Genomic DNA, 18,303 nt, shown 5'->3' with positions numbered 1-18,303 from the left:
GCTTGAGACTTGCCCTAGTGTAGAGCAAAAGGGGCAGTCACCTAAAGACTACTGGCTTGACTGATGCGGCTGGGGCGAAAAGCGGGCCGACAGGTATCTAGGGAAACGGGGACGGGTTTGACGTGCCAGATGTCTTTGCAGTACTCCGCAATCGTGCGATCGCTAGAGAATTTGCCCATGCGCGCCACATTAAGAATAGACATCTGTGTCCAGTGGCTCTTCTCGCGGAAGGCTTGGGCAACCCGTTGCTGACAGTCCACATAGGATTGGTAGTCCGCCAACAGCATATAGGGATCTTCGTTGAGCAGGGAACTGACAATCGGTTCAAATAGCCCCGGCTCACGTGGATTGAAGTAGTCGGAAATCAGGCTGTCAATCACTTTCTTGAGCATTGGGTTGCTGTTGTAGTACTCGCAGGGATTGTAGCCCTCAGCTTTCAGGCTCATTACCTCTTGCGCCGTCAGACCAAAGAGGAAGAAGTTCTCTGCCCCCACCTCTTGGCGAATTTCCACATTTGCCCCATCCAGAGTACCAATCGTCAGGGCACCATTGAGGGCAAATTTCATGTTGCCGGTGCCGGAGGCCTCCTTACCAGCGGTGGAGATCTGCTCTGAAAGATCAGCCGCAGGATAGGTCATTTCCCCAAGGGAAACGGAATAGTTACTGAGGAACACGACCCGCAGACGGCCATTGACATCCCGATCATGGTTGACCATATCCCCCACCGCATTGATCAGCTTGATGATCATCTTGGCCATGAAGTAGCCGGGGGCTGCCTTGCCGCCAAAAATAAATGTGCGCGGCTGAATGTCAATGCTGGGGTTGGCCTTGATTTGTTCGTAGAGGGTAATAATGTGGAGCACCGCCAAGTGCTGCCGCTTGTACTCATGGATCCGCTTCACTTGAATGTCAAACAGGGAATAGGGATCCACCTCAATCTGGTTGTGGCGCCAAATGTACTCCGCTAGGCGTTCTTTGTTGGCTTGCTTGATTTGCTGCCACTTGGCCTGAAAGGCGGGATCCGTGGCGTAGGGTTCTAGGCCGCGCAGGTCTTCAAGGTGGGTAATCCAGCGATCGCTCTTCAGTGTTTCGGTAATCAGGCTGGCCAAGCGGGGATTACTCATCAATAGCCAACGGCGGGGGGTAATGCCATTGGTTTTGTTCTGGAACTTGTTGGGGTACATCTCGTAGAAGTCCCGCATCAGCTCCTGCTTGATCAGCTCTGTGTGCAGTTCGGCGACCCCGTTGACCGTATGGCTGCCGACACAGGCCAAATGCGCCATGCGCACCTGCTTGGGATGACCTTCCTCAATCAAGGACATGCGTGCTAAGCGGGCAATGTTGCCGGGATAGCGTTGGCGAATCTCGTTGAGGAAGCGGTAGTTAATCTCGTAAATAATTTCAAGGTGGCGCGGCAGTAGTTGCGCAAAAAGTTCCACCGACCAGCGTTCAAGGGCTTCCGCCAGCAGGGTATGGTTGGTGTAGGCAAAAGTGCGCTGGGTAATGTCCCACGCTTTTTCCCACGGGAGTTGGTACTCATCCACCAGCAATCGCATCAGTTCAGCCACCCCAATGGCGGGGTGGGTATCATTGAGCTGAATGGCTACTTTGTCGGGGAAGGCATCAAAGCTGGTGTGCCGCCGCAGGTAAAGGCGAATAATGTCCTGCAACGAACAGGAGACAAAGAAATACTGTTGCCGCAGGCGCAGCTCCTTGCCTTGGGGAGTGTTGTCGTTGGGGTAAAGAACCTTCGAGATATTCTCACTAAAGGTTTTTTCCGAGACCGCTTGGGTGTAGTCGCCGGCGTTGAAGACCTGTAAATTAAAATCCTGAGCAGCGCGGGCACTCCACAGACGGAGCGTATTCACCGTATTTTTGCCATAGCCTGGAATTGGTGTATCGTAGGGGGTGCCCAAGACGGTGGTACTGGGAATCCAGCGCACGCGGTAGTGCCCTTGGACATCGGTGTAGGCTTCGGTGTGGCCGCCAAACTTAACTTCGACATTGTAGTCGGGGCGGGCAATCTCCCAAGGGTTGCCAAAGCGCAGCCAGTTGTCGGGGACTTCGTGCTGCCAGCCATTGGTGATGATTTGCTCGAAAATCCCATACTCGTAGCGAATGCCGTAGCCAACGGCGGGAATTTCGAGGGTGGCTAAGGAGTCGAGGAAACAAGCCGCCAACCGTCCTAGGCCGCCATTTCCTAAGCCTGGTTCAGGTTCGCGATCCATGAGTTCATTGAGATCTAAGCCAAAGTCGGTCATGGCCTGTTTGGTTTGCTCATAGAGGCCGACGTTAATCAGATTATTCAGGAGCAAGCGACCAATGAGAAACTCTGCCGACAGGTAATAGACCACCTTGGCATCCTGCTCAAAATAGGTTTGGGCGGTTTTAATCCGTCGATGCAGCAGGCGATCGCGCACCGTGTAGGCCAGTGCCATGAAGTAATCGTAGGGCGTGGCAAACATGGCATCCTTGCCCTGGATGTAGTGCAGGTTATCAACAAAGGCGCGCTTCAGGGTTTGCACGGTCATCCCTGTGCGATCGCTCTCGATATACAAATCGCAGTGTTCGTCGTTGGCAGTAGGGTTGGTGTGGGAAACTGAATGAACAGGATGACCGTTGGGCGTGGCGGAATTATTCATGCAACCTGTAGCTCTGAAGGAATCGGCAATCACTTAACTTAAGGCTAATACAGATTTGTGAAATGTACATTAGACTACCGCTGCGGGAATTTTAATAATTGATTTATCTGCCTTTACATTTTTTTAATCTTCTCAAAGAGTCTGCCAATCCCTTGGGCAATCCCTAATCAAACCAACCAATTTCCGCATCCCCAAGGGGAGAGGCATTGGGATTGGGGATGGGAACTTCATTAACAAGGGGTTTAAATCCCACATCCTCAAAGCGGTAGGGCTGAGGCGCCGTGAGTTGGCGAATGACTTCTTTGGCCTCTTCAAATTCGGCTTCTAGGGTCTGATGGCGGGTTTGGAGGTCCTGAAGCTCAGTTTCGAGGGCTTGGGCGCGATCGCGCCACGTTTGCACTTCCTGTTGCAGTTGCTCTATCTGGGTACTGTGAGCAATTTTCTCAGCTTCTGCCGCTGCTAACGCTGCTTTGAGGGCGGCCAGTTCTTGCTCTAGTTCTGCCTTGGTGGGCTGGTGTCGACTCCGCTTGCTGGGCGCTTGACGCTGTTTAGCTGCCTCTTGCCGCAGTAAATCGCTGAGGTTTTGGTGTTCCATCCAATCCTTAAATTATTTGCAAAACAACAGGCGTGCATTTGTCTCTCTTTTGTTAATACTGATCTTTGCATAAAATTCGCACTGATAGGATATAATCGCTTGGAATTCTTTTGGCTGTGAGAGTGAAATATGCTAACCTCGACCGCAACGCCGCTGACCACAGAGCAGGCACACCTCAAGATTCAGGGGGGCTATCGGTTATCGGGGGAGGTGAGGATTAGCGGGGCCAAGAATTCAGCATTAGTCTTGATGGCGGCGGCACTCTTAGCAGCGGATACAACCATTCTTCGTGCAGTGCCTGACTTAGCGGATATTCGTCGCCTTGGGGAAATTTTACAGGCATTGGGGGTCAAGGTACACCGCCTCGGTAGTGAAGCGATCGCCATTGATGCCACGGAATTAAATACCAATGATCCCCCCTATAGTTTGGTCAGCCAACTGCGGGCGAGTTTCTTTGCCATTGGTCCATTGGTGGCACGGTTGGGGATTGCTCGTGTTCCCTTGCCCGGCGGCTGCGCTATTGGCGCTCGTCCGGTGGAACTGCATGTGCGCGGTCTGCAAGCGATGGGAGCCGAAGTCACGATTGACCACGGTGTTGTTACCGCCAGTGCCCCCAAACTGAAGGGAACCCGCATCTATTTGGACTATCCCAGCGTTGGTGCAACGGAAACCCTGATGATGGCCGCCACCCTTGCCGAGGGGGAAACCACGATTGAAAATGCCGCTCAAGAACCGGAAGTGGTGGATTTGGCCAACTTCTGTATCGCCATGGGGGCAAAAATCTATGGGGCAGGCACCAATTCGATTACCATTGTTGGGGTCGATCGCCTCCACGGCACTGAATACGAAATTATCCCCGATCGCATTGAAGCGGGCACATTTCTCTTGGCGGCTGCCGTCACCCGCTCGGCCATTACATTGGCACCGGTCATTCCCAGTCACCTAACACCTGTGGTTGCCAAACTGGAAGAAATGGGAGCGAGGATTGAATTTCCCGATCCCACCCGTGTCCGCTTTACCCCTGCGCAGCGCTATCGTGCCACCGACATTGAAACGCTCCCCTACCCTGGCTTTCCCACGGATATGCAGGCCTTGATGATGACGTTGCTGGCCATCAGTGAGGGGAATAGTTTAGTCAGCGAAACGGTGTTTGAAAATCGCTTTGGCCATGTGGCTGAACTCAATCGCATGGGCGCCGACATTCGCGTCAAGGGAAATCACGCTGCCATCCGAGGGGTGCCCTATCTTTCGGGTGCACCGGTAACAGGTACGGATTTGCGTGCCACAGCGGCTTTAGTCGTTGCTGGACTGGCTGCCCACGGCGAAACCCACGTCTATGGCTTGCAGCACTTAGATCGGGGCTACTGGCAAATTGAAGCCAAGCTGCGGGGTTTGGGTGCACAGCTAGAGCGTTATGTTCCGAGTACAGCCCCTTCTCCAGTGTTTTAGTCCGTCCTTGGGGGCAAGTGCCATCTCGGTTCCCATACCCCCTGTCCATTGCATCATCACGTTCCCCAGCACCGCAGCCACTGTCGGCGTCCAATACTCCCAGGCTCTGAGGGGTAAGGCTAATGCCCCCCAATAGGCACCAAAAAGACAGCTTAAGAGAAGACCAGCACTGGGTTGCTGCTTGATAACAATTTCATGGGCTAATTCTAAGTCCCACGGGGCGATCGCCAAGGCATAGCGGATCACCTCTCCTCTCTCTAGAGGTACGGCCAAAGGCTCAGGTGCCCAAGCCGCCGCGAGGTATTCATGGAGTAGGGTCTGAATCTCCTGCAACGCCGCGGGGACTGAGATCAAAGGTTGATCCCATGATGCCAACAACTGCGGCAGCTGAACGGGCCACTCCCCTTGGTTGGGGGTTAACCATTGGTGGGGCAGTGCCTGGGCTAGATAGATATCCTCTTTAGCGATGCCCCACAGAAGTCCAAGGAGGGCACCGCGAAACTGCTCATAGACGCCTCCTCTGACCATCACGCCGACTGCTTTTGACCCACGACAGCATAGAAAGGATCAGTAAATCCCAGCCAAGGCCAGCGACGGGGCAGCTGAGTTTCTACCACCTTGAGGGAGGGAATGCTATCAATGTAGGTTTGCACCAAGCGCAGGCGATCGCCCTCGGTACCCTCGCGCCACGCCTGAATCGCCTTCTCAAAAAACATGCGATTCGAGAAGCTGACAATGACCACCCCTTGGGGGTTGAGGATACGGGCAATTTCTGTAAAAGTGGCCTCAGGATACTGGAGGTACTGCACCGACACCGCCATCAAGACGGCATCAAAACTAGCATCCTCTAGGGGCAAGGCCAACTCTTCATTGAGATTCTGAACGAAATAACGATCCAAGCGGGGGTTGCGGGCTAGCTCCGCCGCATTCATCCCATGGCCCACCACTTCCGCAAAGGATAGCTCTGGTGGTAGATGGGACACCCAACTACTCATTAAGTCCAAAACCCGCATTTGTGGCTGCAGGTATTCGCGGTAGAGATCCGTGAGGCGGGCAAGAAAGAAATCATCCACGTGGGTAACAAAGCGCGGTGCCGCGTAAAAGAGATCATCGCTGCGGCTATCCAGTTTCGTGCGCTGGTAGGGATTGAGAATCATGGACCTAACTGCTGAGCAATCTCCTTTTGAAGATAACGAACAACTTCGCTTATAGGGAGAGTGGATTTGGCACCGCTTGCGCGGATCACGAGTTCCACTTCACCATTGGCGATCGCCCGCCCCGTCACTAGGCGATAGGGAATGCCAATGAGATCCGCATCTTTGAATTTCACCCCTGCCCGCTCATCGCGATCGTCGAGGAGCACCTCAATTCCTGCCGCCTGAAGCTGATCGTAGAGGTCAGTGGCCACCTGCATTTGCTGCCCATCCTCGATGTTGGGAACGACAATGATCACTTGATAGGGGGCGATCGCCAGCGGCCAAATAATGCCCTGTGGATCGTGGTGCTGCTCCACCGCCGCCTGAGCCAAGCGGGAAACCCCAATGCCATAGCAGCCCATCACCAGCGGCACCTCTTCCCCCCGTTCGTTGGTGTAGGTGGCCTTCATTGCCTCAGAGTACTTTGTCCCCAACTGGAAAATATGGCCAATTTCAATGCCACGGGCGGTCTCTAGGTGCTGTGTTGGATCGTGGCAGGCGCGATCGCCGGCTTGGGCTTTGCGAACATCGGCGACAATGGCCGGTAATGGACAGGATTTGCCCCAATTGACACCGACACGGTGCTGTTGATCGCGATTGGCTCCTGTAATAAACCGCTTTAACTCCGTTACGGTGTGATCGGCAATGCGAATCCAGTGGGGAATGATCTGGGGATCGGCTTTAATAACGCCGTCCTCTATGTCAGGGCCAATGTAACCAAAGGGAATGGGGGTGGCTGCCCACTCTTGGGCGGTATTGGCATCCGCCACCCGCAGATCCAGCAATTTCGTTGCCCCGTAGTTGGGCGCAAGGGAAGTGAGGGTGTTGTGCAGCTTGACGCTATTCACCTCTTGATCGCCGCGAATACTCACCAACACCAGACCCACCCGCCCATTATCGAAAACCGTTCGATAGAGGACATTTTTGACAATTTGCGTCGGATGGCACTGCAAGTGCTCAACAAGGGCATCAATGGTTGCTGTATTGGGGGTATCTAGTGTCGCCACCTTTTTGTAGGTTGTGGGCACCGCGTCAGGGGGCAGCGAAACGGCCTTTTCCACATTGGCGGCATATTGGCCGTCAGCCGTATAGAGCACTTCATCTTCGCCAGCGGCAGCCAGCACCATAAACTCATGGGATCCCGATCCGCCAATGGCACCCGAATCCGCCTCCACGGCTCGAAACGTCAGGCCACAGCGCTGAAGAATACGGCTATAGGTGTCGTACATCACCTGATAGGTTTCCTTGAGGCTGGCCACATCGGCATGGAAGGAGTAGCCGTCCTTCATAATGAATTCTCGTCCCCGCATCAGACCAAATCGCGGGCGAATCTCATCGCGGAATTTGGTTTGAATTTGGTACAGGTGAACGGGCAACTGACGATAGGAGCGAATCAAGTCCTTAGCGAGGATGGTGATGACCTCTTCATGGGTCGGCCCTAGTCCCAACTGCCGCTCAGCGCGATCAGTGAGGGAAAACATAATCCCTTCGGCCTTGGTATAGGTGTCCCAGCGTCCCGACTCTTGCCACAGTTCAGCGGGTTGCAATTGCGGCAGCAAACATTCCAAAGCACCACTGCGGTTCATTTCCTCACGGACAATGGCGCTCACTTTTTGCAGCACTCGCCACATCAAGGGCAGATAGCTATAGATGCCACTGGCAATCCGCCGAATATATCCCGCCCGCAGCAATAATTTGTGGCTGGGAATTTCTGCTTCCGCTGGATCATCGCGAAGCGTGACAAAAAGCATTTGCGAGAGACGCATAGCTGGGCTACCGATACTGCACAGAGCCTCTATTTTACGATGACCAGCGATCGCTAGGGGGTAGCCATTGGTTCGGGATCCGCTGCTGGCGGTTGAACAGGTGTCGGCGTCGGGGCAGCAGTGGCTTCAGGTGTCGGTGCAGGTCTGGCAGGGGTAACCGTGGTTTCAGGGGTGGGAGATGCCTCAGGGGTGGGTGCAGGGGTAGCAGCCTCTGGCGTGGGTGTTACTGGCGGAGCTGATGTTGGTTCGGTGACTGGTTCAGAAGTCCTTGGTGTTGCTGGCGGAGCTGATTCTGGTTCGGTGACTGGTTCAGAAGTCCTTTCAGGAGTACTGGGGGGGCTTTCCCACCAAGCGGGCGTGGGTGCTGCCTGTTGCCGTTGGCGCACACTGAGTTCATAGTCCCACTGCCAGATGCGATTGAGAGCTTCACGGTAGAGGGCGCGATCGCGACCAATTTGCTCAGCGGTTTGAATGGCTTCCTCTAGTTTGCCTTCCCGTGCCAAGCGAATCGCTCGATCCAGAATCGGACGATCCTCAATTTCTTCCAGTTTTTCCTGCCACTCGTTGCGGTAGTTGGCCACTACAGAAGCAAGCACAGCATTGCTGGGGAAGTATTGCAGAACCCCTAGGGCGGCCTGATACTGTTTCTGTTCTGCGAGGGCGATCGCCGCATGGAGCAAGGGCTGCTCATTAATCGTACGCAGATCCCGCTGCCAAAGGGCAATCAAACCTTGGGCTTGACCCCGTTCCGGCTGACCAAGGGGCACCTGCCGAGCTTGAGCAATGGCCAAGGCATACCCCCAGCGCAGATGAGAATTGGCGAGCCACGATGCCCACTGAAGATGCTGCTGGTTGCGCAACTGCTGCTGCCATGTTTTGAGGTAGGCCTGAGCCGATTCATAGAAGGGATCCGTGGTGGGAATCTGCTGCACGCGGGCGATCGCTTCCCAGTAGCCCAAAACCGTTCCCTTGGCCGCAAGGGCTTTGGCCTGCCCCAAGATGACAATCGGGCGATCGTGGTAGGACACATCGAGAGCGGGGGCAATTTTTTCAATCAGTGCTAGGGCACCCTCGCGATCACCTGCCGTTAAGCGTTCTTCAGCGTACACAAACACTTCAGGAATCCAACGGCGAATATCCGCTTGGGCTTGGGAATAAACAACCGCCTCGGGGGGAATTTGCAGAGCCAGCATGACCGCCTCGGCCAGTTCATTGGCTGTTAACCAAGCCGCCAAATCCCGTGCCTGCACCAATTGCACCCACGCATCCTGTTCTTGGGAGATACGCACCGAGAGCTTTTGTGCCTGTTCGCGCCAGTAGTCGGTGCCCAACTGGTTCATCAGTTTCACTTGCAGTAATGCCAACCCCCAGTCCTGCTGGCGCAGCGCCGCCTCTGCCGTGGCCAATAAGTTTCCCCCTTCTCCCACATTCGTTGCGGTCAGTAGCTCTTGAGCTTGGGAGTAGCTCGCTGCGGTGGTGGGGATTTTTTTCAGGAGCAGCGTTGCCAGATCAATATTGCCTTGGCTCAACTGTTGGCGGGCAATCACGAGTAGGGCGGCTGACCATTCATCCACACGCCGCTTTGCTTGGGGAAAAAGGGGGTGATCTTCGGGCCACTGACTGACGGTTTCAATGGCTTGAGCCAGAGAGGGTAAGTTGCCGTGGAGGGCGGCTTGATCGGCACAGTAGAGGCGATCGCCATCGCTCATGACGAGGCCGGAGTGACGACAATCGGGCAAGGGGGGTAAAACCAATAGCCAAGCACTGGCGGTCATCAGGGTTACGCCGGAGATTAAAAAGGGGATGAGCCAAGGCCACCCCTCATATGCCATGAGTCGTTGACGATAGGCTTGCCAGCGGGAGGGAATAGATTCAACAGCTGTTGTTACCGCAGGGGCGATCGCTGGCTCCGCTGACTTAGGAACCTGCCGGAACCACCGTTGCCAAACCTCTAGTGCTTTCATTTCCTGCTGCGGCTCCTCACCCACTGCCTGCAATTTCCCTAGGATGCTAGGGAGGTCGTTAGAACTTGTTATAGCAAATCAACTTGGCAATTCCCTCCTGAAGTTGCCGTTTCCCACGGCAGGATTATAATTTAAGGATACGAATCGCAATAATCCTTAACATTTCTCCTGATTTTGCAACGCCTGTGACCGCACTCTGGCAACGCTTGATTTTAATTTCCCCCTTTTTCTTTTGGGGAACTGCCATGGTGGCCATGAAAGAGGTGATGCCCCATACCTCGCCGCTGTGGGTTGCCGGTGTGCGCCTTGTGCCCGCAGGCCTGTTGGTTTTAGCGGTGGCGATCGCCCTCGGTAAGCCCCAACCCAATAGCTTACGGGCGTGGGGATGGATTAGTCTTTTTGCCCTTGTGGATGGCTTTTTATTTCAGGGGTTTCTGGCCACTGGCTTAGCAAAAACGGGAGCCGGGCTGGGTTCTGTCATGATTGACTCCCAACCCCTTGCGGTGGCATTGCTGTCCCGCTGGCTATATCAAGAGCGCGTTGGCGGCTGGGGCTGGCTGGGGTTATTTCTTGGCTTAGTGGGCATTAGTGGTATTGGTCTAGGCGATGATCTCTTGACGTTGCTCCATCAACCCAGCGCATGGCAAGGTATTCCTTGGGGACAGTGGTGGCAGCGAGGTGAACTGTGGATGCTGTTGGCTGCCCTCTCAATGGCCGTGGGAACCATTCTCATGCGTCCCTTGGCACGCTATGCGGATCCCGTTGTGGCTACCGGCTGGCACATGGTCTTGGGCGGGTTGCCCCTCTTGCTCTTGCCGAGCCTGAATACCCCAGCACCTTGGGCGGCTCTACAGTGGCCGGATGTCTTTAATTTGGGCTATGCCACCCTCTTCGGTAGTGCCCTGTCCTACGGTGTCTTTTTCTATTTCGCTGCCAAGGGGAATCTGACTAGTCTCAGTGCCCTGACCTTTCTCACCCCAGTATTTGCCCTCACCTTTGGGCATTGGTTCTTAGGGGAAACCCTGAGTCAGGTTCAGTTGGTGGGGGTGGGGCTAACGCTCATGAGCATTTACATCATCAATCAGCGCCAAGTGCTTGGGCGGTGGTGGCAACAACTCCCCTTACCCGCTCGCTTGCGGGAATCGGCAACTTCGGTCAGCGTTAAAGTAGTCGATCAAAAGTAGTCGATTAACCTCAGTCAAATAGGTCAGTTTCCTGCCCAGCGTCCCCACACCCCAGCAAGTCTATGAATGATCCCTTTCACCTGATCCAGTTATCAGATCTGCATCTATTTGCCACAGATGAAGGCAGACTCCTTGGCCTGCCCACGGCTCAATCCCTAGCTGCTGTTTTAGGGGTAATTCACCGTCATGCCCCTGCTGCCCTGCTGTTGACGGGAGACTTGGCACAGGAACCCGTTGCCACCACCTACGACCGTTTGGCCACTGCTTTCAGGGACTTTACCTGTCCCGTATATTGGATTCCCGGTAACCATGATGAACCAAGGGTAATGCTGCCGGCGCTGGAACGTCCGCCGCTGAGGGGCGATCGCCAGATCAATCTTGGGACTTGGCAAGGCCTGCTCCTCAGTTCCCAAGCGGATGGCAAAGTCCATGGTGAATTGCGTCCTGAAACCTTAAGCTGGCTAGAGGCAACCTTGAGTCGCGGGGGCGATCGCCCCACATTCATTGCCCTGCACCATCCCCCCTTTGAGACCGGTGCCCCATGGCTTGATAGTAGCCGCCTACAAAACCCTGAGCACCTTTTTGCTGTTTTGGATCGCCATCCGCAGGTGAAGCTTGTCCTCTTTGGCCATATTCATCAGGAATTTGTCACCGAGCGGCAAGGGGTAATGTATCTCGGCTGCCCCTCCACCTGTATCCAGTTTTTGCCTCGCGCCCCTGAATTTTCCCTTGAACCCATTGGTCCCGGTTTTCGTCATCTGTCGTTATACCCCGATGGCACCTTTAGAACCCACATTGAGCGGGTTGAGATTCCCCTCACATTGGACTTTAGTGCCAAAGGGTACTAAAACCTAGGCGATAGACACATTTGTAGGCTATACCTATTGAAAAGTGCGTGTAGGTAGGAGTGGTGGGCTATGAACCTCAGTCGGAGCACCGATGAGATTAAACCGGTTCCCGAGATGACCAGTGGTCGAGTCCCCTATACCCCCCGCAATCATCGCCGTATTCTCTGCATTTTCCCCCGCTATAGCCGCTCCTTTGGCACCTTTCACCACGCCTACCCCCTCATGGGCACGGTGCGCGCCTTTATGCCACCCCAAGGGATTTTGTTGGTGGCCGCCTATCTTCCAGAATCTTGGGAAGTGCGCCTGATTGATGAAAATGTACGGCCAGCAACCGATGCTGACTATGCTTGGGCTGATATTGTCATTACTAGCGGCATGCACATTCAGCGGCCACAAATTTTAGAAATCAACGACATTGCCCATCGTCACGGTAAACTCACTGCCCTCGGCGGGCCTTCGGTCTCCAGTTGTCCGGAATACTATCCCGATGTGGATATTCTCCACCTAGGGGAACTGGGGGATGCCACCGATAAAATGATTGCTTACTTTGACGAGTACGGCAGCCAGCGCCCGCCCCAACAACTGATCTTTGAAACCACGGCACGGTTACCCCTGAGTGAATTTCCTGTGCCTGCCTACCAGCACGTGCGCATGGAAAATTACTTCCTCGGCAGTGTGCAGTTTTCTAGTGGCTGTCCCTTTCGCTGTGAGTTTTGTGATATTCCCGAACTCTATGGCCGCAATCCGCGCCTGAAAACGCCGCAGCAAATCCTCAAGGAACTGGATACAATGCTGGCTTCTGGGAATCCGGGGGCGGTCTATTTCGTTGACGATAACTTTATTGGCAATCGCCGCGCGGTGACCGAATTACTGCCGCACCTCATTCACTGGCAAAGGGCCAATGGCTACCCGCTGCAATTTGCCTGCGAAGCGACCCTGAACATTGCCCAAAGCCCAAAACTCCTAGAAATGATGCGGGAGGCCTATTTCTGTACCATTTTCTGTGGCATTGAAACCCCGGAACCTGAAGCCCTCCACGCCATCCACAAGGATCAAAATCTAAGTATGCCGATTTTGCAGGCGGTGCAAACCCTCAATCGTTACGGCATGGAAGTGGTTTCTGGGATCATTATTGGCTTTGATACCGATACACCCCAAACGGGCGATCGCATCCTTGAGTTTATTCGCGCCTCCCACATTCCCACTCTGACAATTAACCTGCTACACGCTCTACCGCGTACGCCTCTCTGGCGCCGGCTGGAAGCAGAAGGTCGCCTCAACCATGATGAAAACCGCGAGTCCAATGTTGAGTTCCTCATGCCCTACGAAGAGGTGGTGGAAATGTGGCGCCGCACCATCACAACGGCCTATGAACCCGAATTTCTCTACGAGCGGTTTGCCTATCAAATGGAACACACCTATCCCAACCGCATTGCAGTGCCGAATAGCCCAGCTCGCCTCAGCCGCGAAAATATCCTGCGGGGACTGCGGATCATGAAAAATCTCCTCTGGCACGTGGGGCTTTGGGGCAGCTACCGCAAGACCTTCTGGAAACTGGCAGGGCCGGCCCTGAAAAAAGGCCAAATTGAACAAGTGATCCACGTGGGTGTGGTGGGGCATCATCTGATTAACTTTGCCCAAGAATGTGCCCGTGGGGATGAGGCGGCGTCCTTCTATGCCCAACGGCTACGGCAAAAAAACACAACGGCCACCTCACCCAAATCGGCCATCAAGTTGCCAGTGAAGCTGCGCTAACGCTCCTCGCAGCATTCCCCATCCCTAGGGTGGGCTGCTTTATTTACTGTACAGTCATATAATAGAATCATTAAGCTAAGTTATCTTGATCTGTGTCTCTAGTGTGCGATATCCCCTATGGTTGATCTCCCTTCCCCTGAGTTACTCGTCCACGTTGCCGACTATTTCAAAGTGCTGGCGGAACCGAGTCGGCTGCAAGTGCTCTGTGCCCTGAAACAGGGACGACGCAATGTCTCGGAGATTATTCAGGAAACGGGCTTGGGGCAGGCCAATGTCTCAAAGCACTTGAAAACCCTTGCTCAGGCAGGTCTGGTGCGGCGCCAGCCCCAAGGGGTTACCGTCTATTACGAAATTGCTGACCCGACGATCTTTCCGCTGTGTGATCTGGTGTGTCAGCGGCTGAAGCAGCGGATTGAAGAGCAATCCCAAATGGTCAAGGAATTGGTGCACAATTTCTCCTAGGCGCCATGCCCCAATATGCGAGAATAGTGGCGTACGTGTTACGAGTATGCCCTTTGCGGCTCACCACTAGCATTTAGCAATGACGAAATATGTTTTTGTGACCGGCGGTGTTGTCTCCAGCATTGGTAAGGGAATTGTTGCCGCCAGTCTGGGCCGCCTCTTGAAATCGCGGCAGTATTCCGTGTCAATTCTCAAGCTGGATCCCTACATCAATGTGGATCCAGGCACGATGAGTCCCTTCCAGCACGGGGAAGTGTTTGTCACCGACGATGGTGCCGAAACGGATTTGGACTTGGGGCACTACGAGCGCTTTACGGATACCCCCATGTCCCGCCTCAATAGCGTCACGACGGGATCCATTTACCAAGCGGTGATTAACAAAGAGCGACGCGGCGACTATATGGGGGGAACAGTGCAGGTCATCCCCCACATTACGAATGAGATTAAAGAACGCATTCTGCGGGTAGCGAAGGACAAAAACCCCGATGTGGTGATCATTGAAATTGGGGGAACCGTTGGCGATATTGAGTCGCTGCCCTTTCTAGAGGCCATCCGTCAGTTTCGCACGGAGGTGGGGCGGCACCATGTGCTGTTTATGCATGTAACCTTGGTGCCTTGGATTCCCTCGGCAGGGGAAATGAAAACCAAACCCACCCAGCACTCGGTGAAGGAATTGCGCTCCATTGGGATTCAGCCGGATATTCTGATCTGTCGTTGCGATCGCCCCCTTGTCCCCGGCATTAAAGAAAAGCTCTCCCAATTTTGTGATGTCCCTGTGGAATGTGTCATTCCCTCGCCGGATGCCAAAAGTATTTATGAAGTGCCCCTGCTGCTTGAGCGCGAAGGGTTAGCCACCCAAGTTTTGAGTCTTTTGAACTTGGAGCAACGGCAACCGGATCTCAGTCAGTGGCAGGCTCTGGTGGAGCGGCTCTACCGTTCCCATACCCCCTTAGAGGTGGCGATTGTGGGCAAATATGTCCGCCTCAGTGATGCCTATCTTTCGGTGGTGGAAGCCCTGCGGCACTCGGCGATCGCCCTTGATCAAGAACTACGGATCCGCTGGGTCAACTCTGAAGAAGTGGTTGAAAACGGGGTGGAAAATGCCCTCAGCAATGTGGCGGCCATCGTTGTGCCGGGGGGCTTTGGCATCCGCGGGGTCGAAGGGAAAATTGCGGCTATTCAGTACGCCCGTGAGCAGGGGATTCCCTTTTTAGGGCTGTGCTTGGGGATGCAGTGTGCCGTCATTGAGTGGGCACGCCATATTGCGGGCTTAGAAAATGCCAACAGTGCTGAGTTTGATGCCAATACCCCCCATCCCGTGATTCACCTGTTGCCCGAACAGCAGGACATTGTGGATTTGGGGGGAACGATGCGCTTGGGCTTGTATGCCTGCCGCCTAGCCTCCAATTCCCTTGCCGAAAAGCTCTATGGGGAGACGGTCATCTACGAGCGGCACCGCCATCGCTACGAGTTTAATAATGCCTATCGCAGCCTTTTTTTGGAAACGGGCTATCAAATTACGGGCACCTCGCCTGATGGCCGCTTAGTAGAAATTATCGAGTATCCGGCTCACCCCTTCTTTATTGCGGTGCAGTTTCACCCCGAGTTTCGTTCCCGTCCCAATGCGCCTCATCCTCTCTTTTACGGTTTGCTGGCAGCAGCAGCCAAGGATTCTAACCGTGAGGATGCCCAGTTAGTCCCAAGCCTCTAGATTTCGCAGCGGTTCCACAAGGATAGTGCTAGCATCTGTTGCCCGTATGGCCACATCGGTCAGGGCACCCACCCGTACGGCCAAGGTTTGACTGAAGGGGGCACGACGCAACAGGGTGACGGTTTGGCCGACCGTCAATCCCACGGCTGCAAGGCGGCGTTGCCAAGCAGGGGTTCCCTCAATGGCAGTGATGCGTGCCAGCGTCCCAAGGGGCAGTTCAGACAGCAACACAGGCCGCCTCATGAAACAGATGCAGCAGGGGTTCCCAAGCGCCGCACGTCCTGAAGGGCTTCCTTGGCGGAGGGATAGCGATCGCTAAAGTTAAACTTCACCATTTTATTTAGCACTGCCGCTAGCCGCTCACTGACTGTAACGCACTGTTGCCAATCCACTTCACCCGTGCGGGGGTCTCGGGGAAGATCGCGGGGTTTAATGCCCGTTAAAGCCTGCAGCACAATCATACCCACAGCGTAAATATCGCTGCTGAGGGTGGGCTGTCCAGAGAGTTGTTCGGGGGGGGCGTAGCCCATTGTGCCAATAATCACGGTGCTCCCTTGGGTTTGCTTCACTTCTTGGGGTTGAATTTGTTTCACCGCTCCAAAGTCAATCAGCACCAGCTTGCGATCGCTGGCACGGCGAATAATATTGTCGGGCTTAATATCGCGGTGAATCACATAGTGACTGTGGACAAAACTCAGCACTTCCAAGATTTCCCGTAGGAGTTGGGTGGCTTCGGCTTCCGTGTGTTTGCGTTTCAGCTCCTCACTTAGGGAAGCACCATCAATAAACTCCTGCACTAGATAGAATTCCTGATTTTCCTCAACATAGGCCAGCAAGAGGGGAATTTGATCGTGGCGTCCTAACTTTTCAAGGATTTCTGCTTCGGTATGAAAGAGCCGTCGCGCCACCTGCATAAAGCGCTCATCGGTGCGTCCCGGTCGCAAATGCTTGACCACACAGAGGGGGTTCCCCGGTCGCTGGGTATCCTGAGCCAAATAGGTGCGGCCAAAGCCCCCTGACCCCAAGACTTTTTGGATTTTGTAGCGACCACTGAGGAGAGAACGGGGTTTGCCGGTAATTTCTGTGGGTTCTCGCAGGGCTGCATTGAGGGCTGCCGTATCCTCGGCCATCAGCGATCGCAACAGCGCCAAGGCTTTTTCCTGTTCCTGTACTTTTTCTTGGAAAGATTTTTGCTCCTGCTGCGCTTGATAACTCACATAGCCAACCATGCCGACACTGCTGAGCACCAGGGCGATCGCCGGCGGCACCACGGGAATCCAGCCACTCCCGATCACAAAAATGCCAAAGCCGCCACCAAAAAGGACAATGAGTCCCCCCACTACCGCGCCCCCCAACCACAGCGGTTGCCGCAACCACCAGCCAAGGACACTGCCCACCCCAGCCCACAGCAGAATCCAGCCAAGCACCACCGGCAGCGGCCAATACCAAATGGGACTTTCGCCGTCGAGGGCCGCACTCAGGAATTGACTCACCATCTGGCCATGGACAACCACCCCCGGCATTTGCTGCGTCACGGCATCACTACCGCTATAGGGGGTGAGGAAAATATCCTTGATGCTCGGCGCAGACACCCCAATCAAAACGACGCGATCGCGAATCAGGTCTTCGCTCACTCGTCCAGTCAGTACATCCGTTAGGGAAACCGTTGGCCCCACTGCGGTGCGTGAGCGGTACTTCAGCAGGGTTTGCATGCCGCGATCGTCCACCCCCACATAGCCACCGGCATCGCTGCTGAGGAGGGGAAAATGCACATCATTGAGCGTCAAACCCTTGTCATCGAGTTTGATAGTCTGAGCGGGGTCTTGTTCTAGGTAGCGCAGTGCCAGCATCAGGGCAAAGGAAAAGGGCGTTGTACACCGCTGTGCCTTAGGATTGCTGATCACAAATAGATTGCGGCGAATGACACCATCATTATCGAGGGGGATATCGGCAAAGCCCACTCGCTCTGGCACCTGTGCTGCGGGAATACTGGGTGGTGGCGGCACTTCGGGTTGCTCCGCTGTTTCCCCCGTTGATTTGCACACTGGAATAATGCGCGGGTTGATGCGAATCATGTTTTGCAGCTCGTCGTGGGCGGGGGGGTGGGGCAAATCGCGGAAAATATCCAAGCCAATGGCACGCGGGCTAGCGGCATTGAGGCGGGTGAGGAGATCGGCAACGGTAGCATCCGGCAGGGGCCACGTTTTTTGGGCTTGGATGTCCTGCTCCGTTACCAGCACCGTCAGGATACGCGAATCAGGGTCACGGGCGGGTTGCGATCGCACATAGAAGTCATACAGACTCAGTTCCGACGGCTGAAGCAGTCCCAGTTGGCGCACACCGATCACCACAGCGGCTACTCCCAGTGTGGTGGCAACAACCGGCATCGGCAGCCATTTTGGCCAAGGGTAGGGCACGATTTCAACTCCTCGCGCAATTGTGCAGCGGCGCCTTGAGAGCATCACTAGATCGATTTTAGCGAACCGCCATCTTCCCTTTCCGCTGCTGCTAGGGGATGAGCAACGGGATATACAGCCAATAGAGGTCACTGTTCTCTTGGTGCTAGATGGCGATCGCTTGCTCCCCAGCGCAATAATGTAACAACATGTAACAAAAGTCAGCGATCGCGCGGGGGAAACTGAACCCTTACAATAGGTTTCAGATGTGCTATTTTGCGTCACTGGCAAGCCAAACTCAGCTTTCTTGTGCGGGGATAGATATCAATTGGGCA

General features: G+C 54.6%; 14 protein-coding genes. 6 read left to right on the top strand and 8 right to left on the bottom strand.

The window, feature by feature from the left end:
- Nucleotides 1-41 precede the first annotated feature (41 nt).
- Nucleotides 42-2,642, bottom strand: coding sequence for a glycogen/starch/alpha-glucan phosphorylase (locus RHI63_RS05190; RefSeq protein ID WP_206201370.1), 2,601 nt, complete (start codon nt 2,640-2,642; stop codon nt 42-44).
- A gap of 163 nt (nt 2,643-2,805) precedes the next feature.
- Entirely contained in the window at nt 2,806-3,237 is a 432-nt protein-coding gene (locus RHI63_RS05185; protein ID WP_310821968.1) for a hypothetical protein, read from the bottom strand.
- 129 nt (nt 3,238-3,366) lie between these two features.
- On the opposite strand from RHI63_RS05185, the gene murA reads away from it, so the two are divergent.
- The gene (gene murA / locus RHI63_RS05180; protein WP_206201368.1) at nt 3,367-4,686 is read left to right on the top strand and encodes a UDP-N-acetylglucosamine 1-carboxyvinyltransferase; all 1,320 of its coding nucleotides are present in this window, start codon (nt 3,367-3,369) and stop codon (nt 4,684-4,686) included.
- Here the strand turns inward: murA and RHI63_RS05175 are convergent.
- Genes RHI63_RS05175 through RHI63_RS05160 form a run of 4 tightly spaced genes read right to left on the bottom strand, consistent with a single transcriptional unit; the run spans nt 4,642 to nt 9,636 of the window.
- The gene (locus tag RHI63_RS05175; protein ID WP_206201367.1) at nt 4,642-5,214 is read right to left on the bottom strand and encodes a hypothetical protein; all 573 of its coding nucleotides are present in this window, start codon (nt 5,212-5,214) and stop codon (nt 4,642-4,644) included. The genes murA and RHI63_RS05175 overlap by 45 nt on opposite strands.
- On the bottom strand, nt 5,214-5,843 hold the full coding sequence (locus tag RHI63_RS05170; RefSeq protein ID WP_310801600.1) for a methyltransferase domain-containing protein: 630 nt from the start codon (nt 5,841-5,843) through the stop codon (nt 5,214-5,216). Before RHI63_RS05170 ends, RHI63_RS05175 begins: the two co-directional genes overlap by 1 nt.
- A complete protein-coding gene (locus RHI63_RS05165) occupies nt 5,840-7,648 on the bottom strand; it encodes a proline--tRNA ligase (RefSeq protein WP_310821967.1) in 1,809 nt (602 codons plus the stop codon). The genes RHI63_RS05170 and RHI63_RS05165 overlap by 4 nt, the downstream gene beginning before the upstream one ends.
- 53 nt (nt 7,649-7,701) lie before the next feature.
- A complete protein-coding gene (locus RHI63_RS05160) occupies nt 7,702-9,636 on the bottom strand; it encodes a hypothetical protein (RefSeq protein WP_310821965.1) in 1,935 nt (644 codons plus the stop codon).
- A 221-nt stretch (nt 9,637-9,857) separates the two neighbouring features.
- On the opposite strand from RHI63_RS05160, the gene RHI63_RS05155 reads away from it, so the two are divergent.
- The 5 genes from RHI63_RS05155 to RHI63_RS05135 all read left to right on the top strand — a co-directional run bounded on the left by RHI63_RS05155 (nt 9,858) and on the right by RHI63_RS05135 (nt 15,572).
- Complete coding sequence (locus RHI63_RS05155; protein ID WP_399364969.1) at nt 9,858-10,796, top strand: DMT family transporter; 939 nt, start codon at nt 9,858-9,860, stop codon at nt 10,794-10,796.
- A 62-nt stretch (nt 10,797-10,858) separates the two neighbouring features.
- The gene (gene cpdA, locus RHI63_RS05150; RefSeq protein WP_310438436.1) at nt 10,859-11,644 is read left to right on the top strand and encodes a 3',5'-cyclic-AMP phosphodiesterase; all 786 of its coding nucleotides are present in this window, start codon (nt 10,859-10,861) and stop codon (nt 11,642-11,644) included.
- A 69-nt stretch (nt 11,645-11,713) separates the two neighbouring features.
- Entirely contained in the window at nt 11,714-13,399 is a 1,686-nt protein-coding gene (locus tag RHI63_RS05145) for a B12-binding domain-containing radical SAM protein (RefSeq protein ID WP_206201361.1), read from the top strand.
- 117 nt (nt 13,400-13,516) lie between these two features.
- A complete protein-coding gene (locus RHI63_RS05140) occupies nt 13,517-13,861 on the top strand; it encodes a helix-turn-helix transcriptional regulator (protein ID WP_206201360.1) in 345 nt (114 codons plus the stop codon).
- 79 nt (nt 13,862-13,940) lie between these two features.
- Nucleotides 13,941-15,572: a CTP synthase gene (locus tag RHI63_RS05135; protein ID WP_206201359.1), complete on the top strand. Its 1,632-nt coding sequence runs from the start codon at nt 13,941-13,943 to the stop codon at nt 15,570-15,572.
- On the opposite strand, the gene RHI63_RS05130 is transcribed toward RHI63_RS05135, so the two are convergent.
- Together RHI63_RS05130 and RHI63_RS05125 are read right to left on the bottom strand one after the other, a co-directional pair.
- Complete coding sequence (locus tag RHI63_RS05130; protein ID WP_206201358.1) at nt 15,555-15,815, bottom strand: FeoA family protein; 261 nt, start codon at nt 15,813-15,815, stop codon at nt 15,555-15,557. The two genes, RHI63_RS05135 and RHI63_RS05130, sit on opposite strands and share 18 nt — an antisense overlap.
- Entirely contained in the window at nt 15,812-17,989 is a 2,178-nt protein-coding gene (locus RHI63_RS05125; RefSeq protein ID WP_302676583.1) for a CHASE2 domain-containing serine/threonine-protein kinase, read from the bottom strand. The genes RHI63_RS05130 and RHI63_RS05125 overlap by 4 nt, the downstream gene beginning before the upstream one ends.
- Between the last annotated feature and the right edge of the window lie 314 nt (nt 17,990-18,303).

It is taken from the genome of Thermosynechococcus sp. GLH187, assembly GCF_031583395.1.
Taxonomy (GTDB): Bacteria; Cyanobacteriota; Cyanobacteriia; order Thermosynechococcales; family Thermosynechococcaceae; genus Thermosynechococcus.
Note: the sequence above shows the minus strand (reverse complement) of the source record. Positions and strands in the feature narration are given on the sequence as shown.

Excerpts from the sequence above, each read along its gene's own strand:
- RHI63_RS05190 (WP_206201370.1), bottom strand. The coding sequence starts at position 2,642 with ATGAATAATTCCGCCACGCCCAACGGTCATCCTGTTCATTCAGTTTCC.
- RHI63_RS05185 (WP_310821968.1), bottom strand. The coding sequence starts at position 3,237 with ATGGAACACCAAAACCTCAGCGATTTACTGCGGCAAGAGGCAGCTAAA.
- murA (WP_206201368.1), top strand. The coding sequence starts at position 3,367 with ATGCTAACCTCGACCGCAACGCCGCTGACCACAGAGCAGGCACACCTC.
- RHI63_RS05175 (WP_206201367.1), bottom strand. The coding sequence starts at position 5,214 with ATGGTCAGAGGAGGCGTCTATGAGCAGTTTCGCGGTGCCCTCCTTGGA.
- RHI63_RS05170 (WP_310801600.1), bottom strand. The coding sequence starts at position 5,843 with ATGATTCTCAATCCCTACCAGCGCACGAAACTGGATAGCCGCAGCGAT.
- RHI63_RS05165 (WP_310821967.1), bottom strand. The coding sequence starts at position 7,648 with ATGCGTCTCTCGCAAATGCTTTTTGTCACGCTTCGCGATGATCCAGCG.
- RHI63_RS05155 (WP_399364969.1), top strand. The coding sequence starts at position 9,858 with ATGGTGGCCATGAAAGAGGTGATGCCCCATACCTCGCCGCTGTGGGTT.
- cpdA (WP_310438436.1), top strand. The coding sequence starts at position 10,859 with ATGAATGATCCCTTTCACCTGATCCAGTTATCAGATCTGCATCTATTT.
- RHI63_RS05145 (WP_206201361.1), top strand. The coding sequence starts at position 11,714 with ATGAACCTCAGTCGGAGCACCGATGAGATTAAACCGGTTCCCGAGATG.
- RHI63_RS05140 (WP_206201360.1), top strand. The coding sequence starts at position 13,517 with ATGGTTGATCTCCCTTCCCCTGAGTTACTCGTCCACGTTGCCGACTAT.
- RHI63_RS05135 (WP_206201359.1), top strand. The coding sequence starts at position 13,941 with ATGACGAAATATGTTTTTGTGACCGGCGGTGTTGTCTCCAGCATTGGT.
- RHI63_RS05130 (WP_206201358.1), bottom strand. The coding sequence starts at position 15,815 with ATGAGGCGGCCTGTGTTGCTGTCTGAACTGCCCCTTGGGACGCTGGCA.